The organism is Aliivibrio sp. 1S128 (assembly GCF_001691065.1).
Classification (GTDB): Bacteria; Pseudomonadota; Gammaproteobacteria; order Enterobacterales; family Vibrionaceae; genus Aliivibrio.
In genome coordinates this window covers 31,623-51,238 of the sequence record NZ_MAJV01000069.1, presented here as the reverse complement: position 1 = coordinate 51,238, position 19,616 = coordinate 31,623, and the positions used below count along the sequence as shown (strand labels likewise).

Genomic DNA, 19,616 nt, shown 5'->3' with positions numbered 1-19,616 from the left:
TTCTTGCACAAACTGAGAGAAATATAAATAAGCAATCGTTACCGTCACACTATTACAATCAGTTACTATTCATAGTTAAGTAAATGAAACCGAAGTAATTTATGCACTTTTCACACTAAAAACGCCTAAAATTCAACCAAAAATAAATCTAGCTTATTTATAACTATTCTTATTAATTAACTATCTGTGTTCAATATTATCCCAATAACATTGAACTTCTCGGATGGGTACTATCAAAATATTGAATTAAGAAATCCAACAATAAACGCACTTTTTTAGAATCCGTTGCCCCGGGTGGGTATACGCCATACACTTCAATATCGGCCAGTTCATACTCATCTAACACCGTTTGTAATGTGCCTTCTTTTATTTTAGGCATCGCATCATACACAGGTATTCGTCCTAAACCGTGTCCACCCTCAACAAAAGCGGTTCGTGCGGCGGCATTATTGGTGGTGATGTCACCACTCATTTTAATACGATACGATCTTGTCCCTTTTGTCAGCTCTAGCGTTGGCGATCCCAATTTATACATGACCCAGTTGTGCTGCTCTAATTCAGCAGGGGTAAGCGGTTTACCACAGCGAGTTAAATAACTTGGAGACGCACATAAGCAAGTTGGTAAAGAAGAGAGCTTACGTGCTTTTAAGCCAGAGTCAGGCAATGCAGCTCCTCGAATGGCCAAATCAATCCCTTCTTGAATGATATTAACCACCTCATCAGACAAAATAAGATCTAATTCAATCTTAGGAAACTGCGCTTTAAACACGTTCAATGCAGGGACAATGACCTGCAATCCCATGTTCACAGGACAGGTAATTTTTAATACCCCTTCAGGCTCATTTTTATAGTTTTCCATTTTCTGATTCGCAAATTGTGCTTGATCTGAGATCAACCGACAACTGCTATAAAATTCAATTCCCGCATCGGTGAGTGACAAACTTCGCGTCGAGCGATTGATTAATGTCACTCCTAAGTTCGTTTCTAATTTCTTAATGTGATAGCTGACTACGGTACGTGATAATTCCAACTGTTTTGCTGCCGCACTAAAGCTGCCCTGATCCACCACATGCGTGAATACCACCATGCTTTTTAGTTGTTCAAACGACAATTTCATTGTTATCTCACCTTATTAGTCGAATTATTGAATCAATGTAATCAAATTAATCTGCATTGTCTAACTGAGGTTTACACTCTATATTTTATCCATGCCTTGATTCATCTCTTCAAGGATCACTAATAATTAAAGGAATAGAATAATGACTACACCTAAAAAACGCATTTTGATGGTTCTGACTTCACATTCTGACCTTGGTAATACTGGCGAGAAAACAGGATTTTGGATTGAAGAGTTTGCGGCACCTTATTACGTATTTCTTGATGCAGGCATTGACATTACACTGGCCTCTCCACTAGGTGGACAACCGCCTATCGATCCAAACAGTGAATTAGAAAACTTTCAAACGGACGCCACTCGTCGTTTTGATAACGATGAATCAGCACAACAGACGTTAGCAAGCACTCACAGGTTAAGCGATATCAAAGCTGACGATTACGATGCTGTATTCTACCCTGGTGGTCACGGGCCATTATGGGATCTGGTTGATGATAAAAACTCAATCGCTCTTATTGAAACGCTATTAAATAGCAATAAACCCGTTGCTGCTGTCTGTCACGCTGGTGCGGTATTATTGAATGCAAAAGACACCGCAGGTCAATCAATAGTAAAAGATAAAGCCGTAACAGGGTTCAGTAACACAGAAGAAGAAGCCGTTGCCTTAACAGACATTGTGCCGTTCTTATTAGAAGATGAATTAAAGAAACAAGGCGGTGATTATCAAAAAGTCAGTGATTGGGCGCCCTTTGTTATTCAAGATGGCCTTATCATTACAGGGCAAAATCCAGCAAGTTCTGAAAGCACGGCTGAAAAGTTGTTACTTGCTCTATAGGTTCCAATTAGAAGCACAATATTAAGCTTCATTTATTAAGCTCAATCTAATTACAGATTGAGCTCTTTTCATTTTAATCTCCTCATCTCTATACCATCTATGTCATAATAATCCTTTGCATACGCTGTATTTAAAGGGACGAAAATGACTGCCACGACCTATCTTAATGAGCTTAATCAACGCTATCTCTCTATTCATCGCACCAAAGAAAACTTCTTTTGGGATACCTACATGGGTTTGAGCGATGATCACCAAGGCTCTACGGAAGCAGAAACCACATGGACGAACTTTTTAAGTAATGCTGAGCAAATCTCAGCCATTAGAGCGCAATTTGCTCACGCAGAAAGCATTACTGATGAACAAGAAAAAACACAAACCCTTATTGGTTTACAAGGCTGGTTAGCCACGTTTGAATCTCATGCAATTGAATCAGAACAAGCTCAACAGTTAAAAACAGAGCTAATCAAATTTGAAGCGGGTTTGTTTGAGAAAAAACAGAACCACACCATGACGTATGTAAACGAAGAAGGTGACACAGTTGAAGGCTCTCTTCCTGTACTCGCTTCTATTGTTCGCACCAGCGCTAATGCCGCCACACGCCAATCTGCTCATCAAGCGTTTCTTGGTTTAGAGCAATGGTTACTGCAAAATGGATTTATTGAATTAATCAAACTGCGTAATAAATTCGCACGATCTCAAGGGTTTGATACTTTCTTTGATTACTCGGTAACAAAAAAAGAAAAAATGAGCGCAGATGAACTGTTTACTATTTTGGATGACTTTGAAAAACGCACACGCGATTGTCATCAAAACAGCTTAGACCAACTTGCCGCAAACAAAGGAAGTGAATCACTGCTCGCACACAACTTTGTGTTCTCGTTTGCTGGTGATGTGATGCGTGAGTTAGACCCTTACGTACCATTTTCAAAATCATTACGTCGTTGGGTTGAATCGTTTGGTCGCCTAAATATTGAATTCTCAGGCGCAGAATTAACCCTTGATTTACTCGACCGTAAAGGCAAATACCCGAATGGTTTTTGTCATGGTCCTATTCCATCATTTTACGATCAAGACCAATGGATCGCCGCTAAAGTAAACTTCACTAGCAACGCAAAACCAGACCAAATTGGCAGCGGCTACGATGGCATGAATACCTTGTTCCATGAAGGGGGACACGCCGCACATTTCTCTAACGTAAAAATGAACGCTCCGTGTTTCTCGCAGGAATTTGCACCAACGTCAATGGCCTATGCAGAAACGCAATCTATGTTTTGTGACAGCTTATTAGCTGATGCTGATTGGTTAAAACAATACGCGTTAGATACCGATGGAAAACCAGTGCCTGACGATATCATTAAAGCGATGATCGACAGTAAACAACCATTTAAAGCGTACCAAGAACGCAGTATTTTAGTGGTACCGTATTTTGAACGTGCGTTATACCAGCTAAGCGATTCAGACTTAACGCCAGAAAACATCACCAAGTTAGCTCGTGCTTCTGAGAAAAAAATACTTGGATTAGAATGCAGCCCTCGCCCATTAATGGCTATTCCTCACTTAGTGTCTGATGAAGCTTCGTGTGCTTATCACGGTTACTTATTAGCGCACATGGCGGTCTATCAAACTCGTGCATACTTTACTGAGAAGTTTGGTTTCTTGGCGGATAACCCAAAAATCGGGCCTTTGCTAGCTAAGCATTATTGGAATGCAGGCAACAGCGTAAATCACAATGATTCTATTGTTGCCCTTACTGGTGAAGGGTTTAATGCTAAATACTTAGCGGATGAATGTAATCTATCGGTAGAAGATGCCTGGAAAACAGAACAACAAAAGATTGCAGACATGAACACACGTACTCAAGCTGACATTTCGCCATTACATGCCAATATCACGGTGATTGATGGGGCTAACACTCTGGCAAATAACGCTGAATCAAATGCAAAAATGTGTGATGAATTTGAAGCGTATATTATGAAAACGTACGGACGCTAAACTGATTTCAGGGTGGTATTTATGCCACCCTGTTTATTTCAATATAGATGAATTAGAACTCTCGTCTTGAAAATAAAGCTGTTCAATTAAACGCGCTTGCTCTAACTGATCAACCGTTCCATTATCAATCAGCAATTGTTGTTCTTTTAAGATATCAATCAAATCCGTCGGAACAGAATCGCCATTACCGACAATCTCAACATGGCCTGCTTTCACCGTTATTGGATTCGCATGAACGACATCATCCACGTCTTGATTCGACTGCTCATTAACGCTAAAAACGTAATCATCTTCAACGCATATTCCGTCATCATTGGTTCTACGACACGTATTACGCTCATCCGTTTTTATTACTAAATGCTGAGAAACTGAAGAGAGAAGATCTCCAGGTTGTTCAATAAAATCCGCGTTCGGTGGGATCTGTTGGTATTTCTCTCCTGTCACGGCATAACAAATTAAATCGACAATACCCAGCGAAAGAATACGTAAAGAAGTCATTCCACAATGTGACGATATTTCAATGCCATTAAATGGGGAAGAGACCGTGGTAAGTTGCAGTTGTTTTGTCGCGACTTTTTTCTCATCTTCTCTATCAACCGTAAGTGCTCTACGAGCGACCAAACCACCTTGGCTATGACCAATAATATGCAGAGGTTGTTCAGGGTTTTCATCTGATAATTGATTTAGAGCAGAAACAAGCTCGCCAGAGGTCTCTTCTAAACTCTTTCTGTCATCATATTCAAAACAGATAGCTTGTTGATCATATAAACCATACACATCCGCTAAGGTTTTAAATTGACCCGCAGAAGCGAAGCAGCCATGAACAATAATGGTTAATGGTTCATCTGGATTTAAATGAATACGACTATCATTGGCATTATTACAATGCTTTAGCCCTTCAATATTTAGGGTTTGCTTGGTCAACGTCGTTGGTTCTTCAATCTCATCAACATCATTGACAGAGTTTGACGAACAACCAGCCAGGCCGAAAAGTACTCCCACACTGGCACATCGCAAAAAGTCCATTTGATTCATTAAGTTCATCCATAAACACAATATAAAACCATCATAGGGTATTTCTCATTCGATTATTACCCTTATATTAAGACCAAATAGTGATATCTGTGATTGATGTGATATCTATCGGCGTTGTCTATCTTGCAAGTAAGATTGTAACTCTCAATTCGTTTAAAACGTGAGCATTAACCAAGAACACTAATAACGTATTCGACAGGCCTCCTTTCCTCTGCCAATCTTTTTCTGCTCAGTTTATTTAACTCGACGTCTTTACCTACATCCAATTGATACGATTAAGGAATATCTATGCAGTGGAAAGCATCAACTCTTGCGTTACTGGTTTCAACCTCTCTTATTACGCCAATATCATTTGCAGCTCAAACGACAGACAATGTTGCCCCTGAAGCCGCAACGGGCTTAACCAAGCAGAACCTCGTTGGAGGAAAAGAGTGGATGATCGCCTCCGCAAACCCTTATGCCAGTGAAGCGGGGGCTGAGATGCTGCGTAAGGGTGGTAATGCGATTGATGCCATGGTTGCAACGCAATTGGTGCTTGGGCTAGTAGAGCCTCAATCATCGGGTATTGGTGGCGGTGCATTTCTTGTCTATTGGAATGCAAAACAGCAAGAGCTTACTACTTTTGATGGAAGGGAAACGGCACCATTAGAAGTGACACCTCAATTATTTCAAGATGACAAAGGCCAACCTCTTAAGTTTTATGATGCCGTAGTCGGAGGGCGATCTGTTGGTACTCCTGGCACAGTAAAATTGATGTGGGATACTCATCAAAAACTAGGCAAACTGGATTGGAAAACCCTATTTGAACCAGCCATTGAGCTTGCAACTAATGGATTCACCGTAAGTCCTCGTTTAGCAAAATTGGTTGATAATGACCAAGAGTTTCTGCAACGCTCTTCTGCCGCTAAAGCCTACTTTTTTAACCACGACGGTTCACCAATAAAAGCGGGTCAACAGCTTAAAAATCCAGATTATGCAAAAACACTGCAGGTTATTTCTGAGCAAGGCGCCGTCGCTTTTTATCAAGGAAAAATTGCACAAGATATTGTGAACACAGTAAGAAATGAGACCTCAAACCCTGGGGTACTTAATCTCATTGATTTTACGGCTTATCAAGTAAAAGAGCGTGAACCCGTCTGCGCACCTTATCGCCAATACGCAATTTGTGGCATGGGGCCACCAAGTTCAGGAGCATTGGCACTTGGACAAATTATGGGGGTACTCAGCCATTACCCAATTTCAGATATGGGTAAAGACAATGTACAAAGTTGGAGATTATTAGGAGATGCTTCTCGCCTAGCCTTTGCTGATCGCGGTAAATACATGGCAGACAGTGATTATGTTCCAATGCCAACTCAAGGCTTATTAGATAAAAAGTATTTAGAAAAACGCGCTGAACTACTAAAAGGAAAGGATGCATTAACTGAAACCTCTGCGGGCTCTCCACCGTGGTCTCATACCAACAATTACGCATTAGATGAAGCCATTGAACTGCCTTCTACCAGTCACTTTTCGATTGTCGATAAAGATCGTAATGTGGTTTCAATTACTACCACCATAGAAAATGGCTTTGGCTCTCGCTTAATGGTTGGCGGGTTCTTATTGAATAACGAGTTAACTGATTTCTCTTTTAGAAGCCATGTTGATGGTGTTCCTATTGCCAATCGCATCGAGCCGGGTAAACGTCCACGTTCATCCATGGCGCCCACTATCGTAATGGAAGGCAATAAACCGTATATGGCGATTGGATCTCCCGGTGGCAGTCAAATTATCGGATACGTAGCAAAAACATTGGTTGCTCATCTAGATTGGAGTTTAAACCTACAGCAAGCCATTGATTTACCTAACATGAATAATCGCTTTGGGGCATTTGAAATAGAAAAAGACACCACCGCTGAAGCATGGGTTCCTAAGTTAGAAAAGCTAGGATTTAAAGTTCAAGTTAAGGAATTAAACTCAGGGGTTCAAGCGATTAAACTGCAAGGAAATTCTCTTGTGGGTGCTGCCGATCCTCGCCGTGAGGGTAAAGTGATAGCTCAGTAATATACTAATCAATTTAGTGGTAGCAATCACAACTCATTGTTACCACTTCTCATCTTTAGAACCCTAAATTTCATCTAAAAAGTACTACATAGTTAAAATAAATAGCATAAACATTTCATTGACAGCTGCTGAAAATCACGTATTTTCCATCTACTTTTACTATATAAATCAATAACTAAATAACCTCAATGGACACAACTTAATACAACCAAAAACAATCACAGTCGTTAATGTTTTATTTACGTCTGTAACTATCTCTTTATCTTTCTCTAATTTTTTATCCGTAGAGTTCATTTAATATACGGCTAATATTTTATAACGAACAAAAATGAATCGTAATCATATACATGGATTTTCATTAATTGAGTTAATCAGTGTCATCGTTTTAATCTCAATTGTATCGCTTAGTGCTAGTAGCTATTTCTCCGGAATAAACAGTGTGTCAGCCCAAGCATTACAAACAGAGTTGCTTCATTCTTTGCGCTTAACCCAAATTAGAGCAATGAATCGCAGTGGTTATTGCAACCGCTGGTTAATCGATGAATATAGAGCTCAACAAATTAGTCTTGAACAACGCATAGAGAATTGCGAAACATCTTTTCCGAATCAACAAACAAATAATGCTTATCTTGATAATCAAGACATCAGTTATGTGGCATCTCTTGCCAAACATGATGTCTATTTCTCTTTGCAAGTAAACTCAACACCAATCACATTAATCTCTCCATATGCTTTAGATTTTGACCCAATGGGAAGAATAAAACAATGCAACAAGAGTGGCTGTAAAATAGTAATTCATGGTGCCTCAAATCAAGAAATATGCATTGAAACAGAGGGGTATATCCATGCGTGCTAATATTCAAACTGGCTTTAGCCTTATCTCCATTATTCTATCTATTGTTTTAATGAGCTTTGCGTTAATAACGCTAAGCATGCTTCTTTTCCCACGAGTTCAAGACAGTGTTCAAATAATACAATCCGCCAAAGCCGCTGAATTAGGCGCTGCTGTTATGGAAGACATTATTGGTCGTTCGTATGATGAAAATAGCGGCCCCAATGGAGGGCTTCCTGAATGTAATCGCCCACTTTCTCTTGCTTGTACTGCGCCAAACAAATTAGGTGCCGATCTTGAAGAAATAGTTAATGGTGTCCCCGAACGTGCATTATTTAATGATGTAGATGACTTTAATGGATTATCAGGAAGCGTTAGAGATGTTCTAGGGAGCGATTTGGCTCAAATTTATCCTAATTTTTCAATTTCAATTAACGTCTTCTATGACACAAATATAGGAGGCCAATTTAATGGTACCCCTAATGTTATCTCAGGAAACAGTAAGCGAATTATCGTAAAAGTAATCGCACCAAGTGGCCAACACTATGTATTTTCGACCATTAGAGGCAACTTTTAATGACAGCGATGAATCGTGGTTTCACTTTAATTGAAATGATCATATCTATTACTTTATTAGCGATCGTTAGTTTATCAATTGGCTCTATCATTCAATATAGTATGGCTATTTATGTTGATACCGTCGATAGAGAAGAATTAATTCTTCAAGGTCGCTTTGTTACTGAACGAATGAATAAAGAGATCCGAGATACGGTTCCAAATAGCATTCAAGTCAATGCAGAAAAAAACTGCATAGAATGGATCCCGGTTATAAACACCGCGGTCTATGAAAACTTACCTATGGGCCCAGTTCGTTCTGACATTTTACGACTATTACCGGAAAAACCACTTAATCTTAATGACAGAATGGTAGTTATGCCATCTGCGGCGGCAGTCTTGTTCGCCGAGCCTTCAGCCGACGGTATAGGCCGTGTAGCTATTGTTTCAGACAGGAGCCCCTTATCAACGGAAGTACCTCCTACTATGATTAATGTTCCACTGACACAACTCACTACGTTTGAGGCGAACTCCCCTGCTCGGCGTTTATATATTTATCAAACACCTTTGGCTTATTGTTTAGAAGGCTCAAAACTATACAGATACTCAGGCTATCCGCTATCTCGCCATGAGCTTTCTCCTAATGGATTTTCAGATGGGAAACGTCATTTAATGGCTGAAAACATTAAGCATGCGTCATTTGAGATAGATCAACCTTCTTTGGTTCGTAACGGGCTCGTAAAATTGCAATTTGTTTTTAATGATAATAATGAAGAGGTGAGGTTAAATCATGATGTTCTTATCTTCAACACGCCCTAAGCATTCACAAGGCTCAACCTTAATTCTCACCGTTTTCATTCTAGTCGTTGTGGCCTTTCTAGCATTAATGATGATGAAAATTCAACAAAAAACCAGCACTCACACGGTGACAGCCGTAATGGGAATTAGAACTAATATGACGGCACAATCAGCTATTCAAATAGGTATTAGCAGTTTTTATTCATCACCAATACAAAATTGCGCTGCAATAATAAAACATTACCAATTTAAAGGTGATGGATTATCACAATGCAAAGCCGATATAGACTGCAACATAACAGGGGTTTTAGATTCAGGAATTAAGATTTACAAGTTAATTAGTACCGCCCAATGTCAATTTGGTAACACCACTTTACAACGTATTATTGAAGTAGGTATTCGTGATGCACATTAATCGATTTTCAATCGTCTATTTGAGCTCTATTTTTCTTAGCTTATGCCTATCATCTTCATTAGTACAAGCCTTTCAGGACATAGATAAAAGTATTTATTTTCCTAACAGTGCACAGGGCCATTCTCAATCTTTAGGTCACTGTGAAAGAAACCAGTTAATGATGTCTTCAAATACAAAAATTTATAACACAAAAGGCATTCCTTTAGATTTTTGTTCTAGCAATAAAGGGGAAGGATTACCTAAAAATAGCTGCGATAATGGGCTTGGTGGTTATAAAACATGTGAAGTTACTAAACAAAATGTACCCGCACTTCCTTTACCTCCTTTTCAGAAGCCTGGTACAGCCAAATACACGGAATGTAACTCTGGCGCATTAACGCTAAACGAAAAAGATAAGTTCACCTCAATAGAGATCCAAGGCACTTGCCATGCAACAATTAAAACTCCATCAAAAGAGGCCCGTTTCTCTTATTTAGAAATCATCGATAGCGCCAAAGTGACATTAACGTCAGGAGACTATTGGATCCAATACCTATTAATAACAGGAAATCAACCGACCTTAGAAATAGTAGGCGATGTTCGTTTATTTGTTAATCAAGAGCTCAGTTTAAGTGGTAAGGCTAAAATTATAAAAGCAGAAAATTCATCACTTACGATTATTAGCTATTCGAGTGTAAAGGTTTTTGACCATTCATTTATTGAAGGCGATATCTATGCAAAAGAAAAAATCGCTTTAAGTAGCAGCAAAAATGAAAATGAGCTCAGTTATATTTCTGGTCGAGTTTCAAGTAAAAGCCTTCATATCACCGGTGAGAGTTATATTGAACCCCTTAGTTTAATTGAAAAAAAAATAGACCATTTTGAGTTTTTACACGCAAAACAAAGTTCAACATGCAGCACCTCTGCTGTCACATTAAAAGCTTGTGCTAACGCGGAGTGTTCTGCGTTGTTTACTGATGACGTCAGTATGTCTTTAAATATAACTAATGACGGCTATTGGAAGCCAAGTAATAAGATCAAAATAAAAAATGGCTACATCAATTTATCGATAGGTAAACCAACACAAGGCAATGTGACGTTAGGGATAGAGAGTGCATTACCACACGCTGACAATCCTTTATTATGTAAAACTAAAGACGGTAAAAATAGCAACTGTGATATCCACTTTAATGCTGGAGGATTTACTATTGATGTTCCAGACAAATTAGCTAACAAGTCCGTCACTGCAACAATTAAGGGGTGTGGTAATAACTTTAATGGCACTAAAGAGATTCAAGTATGGTCTGACTATATTGAGCCTAATGCGCTGAAGCTCATCGGGGCACCAAGAATTTCGGCGACGGAGGGGAATAAATCATGGAAAAACATTGGAACAACAAAGTCATCGGCAACCACACTACGATTAAACTTTGAAAATAATGAAGCGACTTTTCAACTAAATTATCCTGATGCAGGGAAACTACAACTAAACGCGAGTCATTCATTAACGCCACAGCACATTATCAAAGGTGACGATGAGTTCGTCAGCTTCCCTGCTAGATTAACGGCTTACGTTTCCAAACAGAACAGTTCTACGCCTCATAAAACGTGTTCTTCAGAGGATATAAATTGCGCAGTGTTTGCTCAAGCAGACGAGTTATTTGCGCTTAATGTCAGGGCTCATGCATGGAGTGATAATAACGCCTCAATTGGCCGAACCACACCAAATTACACGCAGCAAGGTTTAAAATTAACTCACGAACTTATCGCTCCTTCAGCACTGTTAGGAGGTAAATCCGGAGGACTGTTCGCTAATACATATAATCATACCTCAGCAAAAAACAGCTTAAATGCTATTCAACAAAGTATCAGTGAAGTGGGAGTGTTTAAATTCTTAGTCACTCCACCAAGCAGCTATCTTGGTAGCACGGCTTACACAATTAAGTCCGCATCAACGGGCAGTATTGGCCGCTTTACGCCTGCTTATTTTTCAGTGTCCGCAGAACAACCAACCATAACCAATGCATGTCATACTTATACTTACATGGGGCAAACCTTTAAATTTGATGATGAGCCAACATTAAATCTAGCGCCATTATCATACACAGGCCAGCCGATTCAAAACTATAATGTTGGTAAATGGTGGCGCTATGAAAATGAATGGGCATTACGCTCTTATACTGCATTACCATCAAAACTAGACGTTGTAGATACAGACCGTAACTACATTACTAAACGCCGTGAAGGATTTGCTGAAGCGGGTAACGTGGTAAGACTGCCCAATAGCAATGGGGTTCAATTGCAAGATGCAGAATTACGCTATAACAAACCATTCACGCCTCATTCCGCGACTCAAGATGTCGTCACGTTGGCGTTAATGGCTGATGATTTAAAAGATTCAGATGGTGTTTGCTATAAGTCTAGTCCTGAAAGTGAGTGCTTACCTTATGATTTTCCTGCCACTCCTGAACATCGCCAAGAATGGGGAAGAATTACGATGGCCGATACTCATGGTTCAGAGTTAGCGCCATTAGAATCAACCATCATAACCGAATCTTACATTGCAGGTCGTTTTGAAAAGAACCATGACAATTGTACAACCTTGAAGTTATCAGATTTCACTTTTAACGTAGGAACAGATCCTAAAAACTTACCTGTTGGCGATGGCTATACCACAGCAAATTTAAGTAATTCAAGCATGAATGATGGGATAATACGTCTAAAATTTAGTCCACCAGGTAACGGCAACCAAGGTGAAATCATCGCTACTCTCTTTCTATTAGGCTTACCTTGGCTACAACAAGATGCTGATCAAAGTGATTCTTTTGAAGATTCCCTTAAAACCATTATTCACTTTGGTATCTACAGAGGAAGCGACCGTATTATATGGAAGCGTGAACAGGTAGAATAGTTTATCTCTATCTTGTTCAAAAAATGAAAAAGGTGACCTATTTATTGGGGCACCTTTTTTACTAATTACCCTTTAAATCGCCAAAAAACCTTAGCTACCAAAGCAGAAAAAACGAGATCCCATAGAGATTATAAAAAATACTTATTGACTGTTACCGAAAAGTGAGTAATAAAGCATTATCAAAAATATTTGAACCTACTCGCAAATAAATGCAATGAACATGGAAGTACTTCACATTGGATATACATAAAAATAAGAAAGTACTCACTAAATTTATGCTTATTTTACTTCTCTTAATAATTTTTATCCGTACACTTACCGCTTCCCCTGAAATTTACATTTTGTAACGAAAAAAATGACTAGAAATCATACCTCTGGATTTACTTTAATTGAGCTTATTGCGGTTATCGTTTTAATCTCAATAGTGTCTCTCAGTGCGAATAGCTACTTCTCCGGAATTAGTAGCGTATCAACGCAAACATTAAAAACAGAATTACTGCATTCTTTACGTTTAACGCAAATTCGAGCGATGAATAGAAATGGCTTTTGTAACCGCTGGTTAATTAACGAGCACAGGGCGCAGCAGGTCGGCTTAGATGAAACACCAGAGAATTGTTCGTCTGTATTCCCTAACACACAAAAGAGTAATGAATATCTTGAAAACCAAGATGACACTTACGTTGCTTCGCTAGCAAAATATAATGCTGTTTTTGCATTAAAGGTAAACTCAAATCTAATCACACCAATAATACCTTATGCATTAGATTTTGATTCAATCGGAAGAGTGACTCAGTGCACTAACACTCGCTGTGAAATAATTATTTACGGATCATCGACACAAACAATATGCATTGAAACAGAAGGCTATATTCATGCGTGCTAATCAACAAACAGGCTTTAGTTTAATCTCTATTGTGCTATCGATTATTCTCATTAGCTTTGCCTTAATGACATTGACTGTATTGTTATTTCCACGCACTCAAGATAGCGCTCAACTGATCCATTCAACTAAAGCGACTGAATTAGGCGCTGCGGTTATGGATGAAATTATTGGACGTAAATACGATGAAAACAGTGGCCCTAATGGTGGGATTCCTGAGTGCAACAGCCAATCAGGCAAGATGTGCTCCCTCGCTAAAACAAAAGTCATTAATGGTATACCTCAATGTGACGATAGCTTAGATAAAAGCTGCTTAGGACCAGATCCCGACGAGATCATCAATGGCGTCCCTGATCGCACTTTATTTAATGATGTTGATGACTTTGATGGATTATCCGGCAGTATTCAAAGTGTACTAGGTGATGATTTAGCCCAAATTTACCCCAATTTTTCTATTTCAATCCGTGTTTTCTATGACGCTAATGTGAATAACAAAGTAGACGGCGTTCCTGATACTATTGCAGGTAACAGCAAACGTATTGTCGTTAATATAATTGATCCCAGTGGTCAGCATTATGTCTTCTCTGTGATCAGAGGAAATTTCTAATGCGCTTACCCAATCGTGGATTCACATTAATTGAGATGATCATTTCAATTGTATTACTGGCGGTAATTGGTCTTTCGTTGAGTGCCATTATCCAACACAGTATGACAATTTATACTGGTACGACAGACAGAGAAGAACTCATTCTTCAAGGTCGATTTGTTACTGAGCGTATGCACAAAGAGATCCGTGATGCAGTTCCAAATAGCGTACAAGTCAACTCAACAGAGACCTGTATCGAATGGTTGCCCACCGTCAATACCGCAGTCTATGAAACCTTAGCAATTACTCCTGAAAAATCCAATATTGTGCGCGTATTACCAGAACGCGGGATCAAATTAGGAGACAGATTGGTTGTCATGCCAACCTCCGCAACAGAGTTATTATCTCCCCTTCCAACAAGTGGCCTTGGACGAATAGCTCAAGCGGCACAAGATATTGATTTTACGGCTGGTAATGAGGCAGAAATGGTGGATATAACGTTAACTCAACCGACAAGTTTTGAAGAGAATTCACCCGCACACCGTTTATATATGTACAGAAAACCTCTCGGGTATTGCATAGAAGGCTCCCAATTATTCCGATATTCAGATTACCCATTATCTAGACCCGAATTATCTCCATCAGGCTTATCCTCCGGAAAACGTCAACTTATGGCAGACAACATCAAAGATGCGTCATTCAACGTTGAACACCCTTCTTTGGTTCGTAATGGTTTGGTTAAATTGCAATTTATTTTTAGCGATAATAATGAAGAGGTGAGATTAGATCATGATGTTCTTATCTTCAACACGCCCTAAAAACTCACAAGGTTCAGCCTTAATTCTTACTGTATTTATTCTTGTTGTTGTGGCTTTTCTTGCCTTAATGATGATGAAAAACCAACAAAAAGTGAACACTCATGCGGTCACCGAAATCATGGGAACTCGTACCAACATGGCTGCGCAATCAGGAATCCAACTTGATATTAGTGCTTTTTATATGTCAGGTGAAGGCAGCTGCTTCGTTCCAAAAAACACAGCAGTTACCTATAGCTTTGAAGGCGATGGCTTGTCTCAGTGCAGTGCTAGCGTTACCTGCTCGACTAATGGCAAGTTAGATTCTGGGATAGTCGTCCACCAGTTGGTCAGTACCGCTCAATGTAAATTTGGCTCCACCACCTTACAGCGTATTATTGAAGTAGGTATTCGCGATGAAAATTAATCTGTCTTCTAAAATCGGGGTCTTATCGGTTTTTCTTAGTATGTGTGCATTCTCTTTAACTGCACACGCTTTTCAAAATATCGATCGTGACACTTACTTTCCAGGGGTCGCTCAAGGGCATTCAAAAAAATCATCTAAATTAACCATGTATAATAATACAAAGATCAAAGGAACAAATGGTGCAAAATTAGAGTTCTATTCGAATAATAGTAATGGTTATCCAAATGATGGCTGTGAGGATGCAAATGGAGAATATGAAGAATGTCCAATAACAGGAAGCAGTAGTTCAGATATTCCTCTACCTAACTTTAAGAAGTCAACGTCAAAAGCATCCTATACATGTAATAGCGGTGGGTTATATATCTTTGATGGCTCCTCATACAAAAAAATCACTTCAAATGATTCTCAGTGTTCATTTGTGTTTAATAATCCCGAACAACGAATCAAGAATTTATCACTAAATGGTGGAACGTTGACATTCCATTCCGGTGATTATTGGATTGAAAATTTATCCATAAACTCTATGTCTCAAATTAATATTGAAGGTAACGTTCGGTTATTTTTAAAAAATAATCTAGGTATTTACAATGATTCTTCCATAAAACAGAATAACGATAGCAGCTTTGCTCTTTATTCATATAGCAATATTCATATTGAATCTAATGCGTTGATCGAAGGTGATGTATACGCATTCAATAACATTATTTTAGATGATACTAGCCATATCATCGGTCGAACATTGAGTAAACACTTACGACTAAATAGTAATGCTTATATTGAAGATAGAGCATCAATATCATTTCCGTCAGCCGCTTTATCTTTACGTTTAGATGAGAATTCATGGGATGGTACTATTGGCGAAGTTAAAGACAGCTCTGGCAACGGCTATAACGGTACCGCTATAAATAATCCTGCCCCACAAAAAGACAACCCTGCTCTACCAATCGATTTAGCCAATATGGGGACTTGTGGTTACGGCAACTTTAATCATGCTCAAGCGCAATACATTGAAGTGCCTCATAACAGTAAATTATCGAACGAAGATGAGATTACAGTGAGTGCATGGGTAAACCCTCGCTCTTATCCTCATAATGGTAGGCTTTATACTATTGTATCTAAAAATGGTAACTATGAATTTCATTTAAATTCTCGTGGCCAAATCAACTGGTATTGGGAACTAAAAAACACCAATTACCCAATGAACCTGACTACTTCCCAAAGCATTCCTGAAAATCGCTGGTCTCATATTGCGATTCGCTATAACGCACATAATAGAAATAAAGCATCCATTTTTATTAATGGACAAGAAGTAAAATCGATTGTTGAAGACGTGCAACCATTACGACACCTAAAAGAAAACACTCAACCGGTACAAGTCGCTAATGACTATGATTTATCTCGTACCTTTGATGGCTTGATTGATGAAGTTAATGTGTTTGACCAAGCCTTATCAGACAGTCAAATAAACCAATTATATGAACAACGCCATCCATGTCCTGATGTTGTGTTGCCTACCTGTTATGAAGACGATTTCAATAATGGCAGTTTAAGTAGCCACTGGATAACAAGCAAAAGTAGTGGTTACTTTACCCCAAGCATAGTTAGTGGTCGCTTAAAACTTACCGAAAATAGTCCCGGTCAATCTACCGCATCCTCCTTTCAATATCTATATCCTGCTCTTGGAAATAAAATTGAAATCGAGTTTGATTATATGGCATATGGCAGCGGTACTGGTGCTGATGGTTTAGCCGTTGTTTTCTCAGATGCTGAAGTTACACCACAACCAGGGGCTTTTGGTGGACCTTTAGGTTATGGCTTCAAAAAAGCAGAATCAGCTCCGGGGTTTGCCGGTGGCTGGGTTGGCATAGGGTTAGATGAATACGGAAACTACTCTAAAGAAGGCGGAACAAGGAATAAGACCTCTGGTGGTACAACGGCACAATCTGTTGTTTTACGAGGGTCTGGTCAACAATATACGGGTTATAACTATATTGATGGGGAGACAGTATCTCCTCGTATTGATGGCAATGATGGGAAAAATGAAACTCATCGCTACCGTATTACCATAGATTCAAGAAGCAATAATACCGCCAATGTAACCGTTGAACGAAGTGTTGTTGCCGTAGGAAGAACTCCAAATTTCAAACCGCTCATTGGCCCAATTAATGTGCTAAATAACCAATACAATCAAGATGAGATCCCTGAAAACTTCATCATGTCATTAACTGGCTCTACAGGCATGCTAGACAACACCCATGAAATTGATAATTTCAAAATGTGTGCTTTGTATTCAAAACCTATTGGTGAGCAAATTGACCATTTTGAATTTAACCATTCAGGACAAGGCTCTACTTGCGATGTATCTAACGTAACGTTACGAGCGTGTGCTGACGCCTCTTGTTCAAGCTTATTTACTGATGAGATTGATGTCACTCTTAATACGAGTAATCTCGGTGCAGATGGATATTGGTTAAGCGGCAACAACGTCACAATGACAAACGGTATTGCGAAACTATCTATAGGTAAACCGACACAAGGCGACGTTACCTTAGGAGTATATAGCTCATCGCCATCAACTAAGCCATTTAGTAAAACCCTATGTAGTATTAATGGTGGCGCATTAAATGATCAACACTGTACGCTTAATTTTAAATCGGAAGGATTAACCGTCGTTGTCCCTGATAAATTAGCCAATAAACCAGTGACAGCAACTATAAAAGGCTGTGGCAGTACATTTACTGGTACCAAACAAATTCAGTTGTGGTCTGATTACATTTCACCAAGCAAAACGAATATTATTGGCTCACCAAGTCTATATGGACTCGTTAATAATTCATGGAATGAAATAGGAAAACAAGAAGCATCCCCGACAACCTTTGCGTTAAACTTTGCCAATAATGAAGCACAAATTACGGTAAATTATATCGATGCAGGGCAACTGCAACTCAATGCTAAATACGTAAAATCATATAACCAAGATATTGAAGGCAGCGATCAATTTGTAAGCTTCCCTCTTGGATTGAGTGCTTTAGTCGCCGATAGCCGCAATTCAACGACCAACAGTCACTGCCCTTCAGAAGATCCAACTTGCACCATATTCGCGCATGCAGGAGAAGAATTTAATTTATACGTAAGAGCACACGCATGGGTAAGCGATAGTGATACCTATATTGCAAACAACCCAACAACGCCTAACTATGCACAAAACATGCTGTTACTTGATCATCAATTAATCGCTCCGATTGCATCATCAGGCGGTAATTTGGGTAATCTATTAGCCAATGAATACGATCATGTTGCATCACAAGATGGGACCAATCGTATTACACAAAGCATTAGTGAGGTGGGTGTGTTTGATATATCAGTAACACCACCGGCTAATTATCTTGGCAGTACCGCTTATCAAATTCAATCGGCATCAACGGGGAGTATTGGTCGTTTTACGCCCGCTTATTTCTCAATGTCAGCAGAACAACCAAGTATTACCGATGCCTGTAGCTCTTATACTTACATGGGGCAAACTTTTGAATTTAATCGTCTTCCAACGCTTGAAGTAACACCTCTTTCTCAAACTGGCGGGCAACTTCAAAATTACAACATTGGCGACTGGTGGAAATACCGAAACGGTTGGAATTTTAGAACTTATGCTGCCACACCTTCTGATATTGACGTGATAGATACTGACAGCCTATCTATTCTTGGTCATCGTAGTGGGTTTGCTACCGCTGGCAACGTGGTAAAAATTAAAAATAAAAGCCAAGTTCAACTACAAGGTGCTGAGTTGCGCTATAAAAAGCCCTTTGCTCCTCACCCACCTACCAATGATGCAATTACACTAAAACTAACGGCCGATGACCTAAAAGACGATGATCAAATCTGCTATAAAGTAAATTCGTCGGGGGCTTGCCTTAATTATGACTTCCCAGCGACCCCTGAGCATAGACAAGAATGGGGACGAATTACAATGGCGAATACTTATGGTTCAGAGCTGTCGTCTTTAGAATCAAAAATAACAACAGAATCATACATTGGCGGACGTTTTGAAAAGAATACCGACAGGTGTACTGCTCTAAAACCGAATTATTTCACCTTTGATGTTGGGAATGATCCTGCGGCATTGCCAGTAGGAAAAGGGACGACATCAGCAAGTTTGACTGACACCAATGTAAATAATGGTTTAACGAGCATGACATTCAGTGCTCCGGGTAATGGCAACCAAGGAAAAGTCATTCCAACGCTGTCTTTATTTGAATTACCTTGGTTAAAGCAAGACGTTGATCAAAATGACTCTTTTGAAGATTCTATAAAAGCCATCATTCGTTTTGGTATCTATCGAGGCAGTGATCGTATTATATGGAACCGTGAACAACTAAATTAGTGTTACCATGTCCTGCTTGCTCAGAAACATGAAAACTGCATA

The 19,616-nt window shown here is 39.3% G+C and carries 15 protein-coding genes; 13 read left to right on the top strand and 2 right to left on the bottom strand.

Annotated features, from left to right (window positions below):
• Positions 1 to 196: 196 nt before the first annotated feature.
• Positions 197 to 1,117, bottom strand: coding sequence for a LysR family transcriptional regulator (locus tag A6E03_RS09470; RefSeq protein WP_065600729.1), 921 nt, complete (start codon positions 1,115 to 1,117; stop codon positions 197 to 199).
• Between the two features lie 142 nt (positions 1,118 to 1,259).
• Between A6E03_RS09470 and A6E03_RS09465 the strand changes: the two genes are divergently transcribed.
• Positions 1,260 to 1,949 carry a type 1 glutamine amidotransferase domain-containing protein gene (locus A6E03_RS09465; protein WP_065600728.1) on the top strand — a complete coding sequence of 230 codons (690 nt, stop codon included), beginning with the start codon at positions 1,260 to 1,262 and terminating at the stop codon, positions 1,947 to 1,949.
• 144 nt (positions 1,950 to 2,093) lie between these two features.
• A complete protein-coding gene (locus A6E03_RS09460) occupies positions 2,094 to 3,941 on the top strand; it encodes a M3 family metallopeptidase (protein ID WP_065600727.1) in 1,848 nt (615 codons plus the stop codon).
• A 33-nt stretch (positions 3,942 to 3,974) separates the two neighbouring features.
• Here A6E03_RS09460 and A6E03_RS09455 read toward each other — a convergent pair whose 3' ends face one another.
• Positions 3,975 to 4,976 carry a triacylglycerol lipase gene (locus A6E03_RS09455; protein ID WP_065600726.1) on the bottom strand — a complete coding sequence of 334 codons (1,002 nt, stop codon included), beginning with the start codon at positions 4,974 to 4,976 and terminating at the stop codon, positions 3,975 to 3,977.
• Between the two features lie 288 nt (positions 4,977 to 5,264).
• On the opposite strand from A6E03_RS09455, the gene ggt reads away from it, so the two are divergent.
• The 11 genes from ggt (at position 5,265) to A6E03_RS09400 (ending at position 19,574) form a co-directional block, all read left to right on the top strand.
• Positions 5,265 to 7,019, top strand: a complete 1,755-nt coding sequence (gene ggt / locus A6E03_RS09450; protein ID WP_065600725.1) for a gamma-glutamyltransferase — start codon at positions 5,265 to 5,267, stop codon at positions 7,017 to 7,019.
• A 328-nt stretch (positions 7,020 to 7,347) separates the two neighbouring features.
• The gene (locus tag A6E03_RS09445; protein WP_065592379.1) at positions 7,348 to 7,875 is read left to right on the top strand and encodes a Tfp pilus assembly protein FimT/FimU; all 528 of its coding nucleotides are present in this window, start codon (positions 7,348 to 7,350) and stop codon (positions 7,873 to 7,875) included.
• Positions 7,865 to 8,428: an MSHA biogenesis protein MshD gene (locus tag A6E03_RS09440; protein ID WP_065592378.1), complete on the top strand. Its 564-nt coding sequence runs from the start codon at positions 7,865 to 7,867 to the stop codon at positions 8,426 to 8,428. The genes A6E03_RS09445 and A6E03_RS09440 overlap by 11 nt, the downstream gene beginning before the upstream one ends.
• Positions 8,428 to 9,225 carry a PilW family protein gene (locus A6E03_RS09435; protein WP_141676937.1) on the top strand — a complete coding sequence of 266 codons (798 nt, stop codon included), beginning with the start codon at positions 8,428 to 8,430 and terminating at the stop codon, positions 9,223 to 9,225. Before A6E03_RS09440 ends, A6E03_RS09435 begins: the two co-directional genes overlap by 1 nt.
• The gene (locus A6E03_RS09430) at positions 9,197 to 9,619 is read left to right on the top strand and encodes an MSHA biogenesis protein MshP (RefSeq protein ID WP_065592377.1); all 423 of its coding nucleotides are present in this window, start codon (positions 9,197 to 9,199) and stop codon (positions 9,617 to 9,619) included. The genes A6E03_RS09435 and A6E03_RS09430 overlap by 29 nt, the downstream gene beginning before the upstream one ends.
• A gap of 157 nt (positions 9,620 to 9,776) precedes the next feature.
• Positions 9,777 to 12,509: a DUF6701 domain-containing protein gene (locus A6E03_RS09425; RefSeq protein WP_255310623.1), complete on the top strand. Its 2,733-nt coding sequence runs from the start codon at positions 9,777 to 9,779 to the stop codon at positions 12,507 to 12,509.
• Between the two features lie 355 nt (positions 12,510 to 12,864).
• Positions 12,865 to 13,392 (top strand): Tfp pilus assembly protein FimT/FimU, encoded by a 528-nt coding sequence (locus A6E03_RS09420; protein WP_065592375.1) that lies wholly within the window; start codon positions 12,865 to 12,867, stop codon positions 13,390 to 13,392.
• Complete coding sequence (locus tag A6E03_RS09415) at positions 13,382 to 13,996, top strand: MSHA biogenesis protein MshD (RefSeq protein WP_065600723.1); 615 nt, start codon at positions 13,382 to 13,384, stop codon at positions 13,994 to 13,996. Before A6E03_RS09420 ends, A6E03_RS09415 begins: the two co-directional genes overlap by 11 nt.
• Complete coding sequence (locus A6E03_RS09410) at positions 13,996 to 14,793, top strand: PilW family protein (protein WP_065592373.1); 798 nt, start codon at positions 13,996 to 13,998, stop codon at positions 14,791 to 14,793. Before A6E03_RS09415 ends, A6E03_RS09410 begins: the two co-directional genes overlap by 1 nt.
• The gene (locus A6E03_RS09405) at positions 14,765 to 15,196 is read left to right on the top strand and encodes an MSHA biogenesis protein MshP (protein ID WP_065600722.1); all 432 of its coding nucleotides are present in this window, start codon (positions 14,765 to 14,767) and stop codon (positions 15,194 to 15,196) included. Before A6E03_RS09410 ends, A6E03_RS09405 begins: the two co-directional genes overlap by 29 nt.
• Complete coding sequence (locus tag A6E03_RS09400) at positions 15,186 to 19,574, top strand: DUF6701 domain-containing protein (RefSeq protein WP_065600721.1); 4,389 nt, start codon at positions 15,186 to 15,188, stop codon at positions 19,572 to 19,574. The genes A6E03_RS09405 and A6E03_RS09400 overlap by 11 nt, the downstream gene beginning before the upstream one ends.
• Positions 19,575 to 19,616 lie beyond the last annotated feature (42 nt).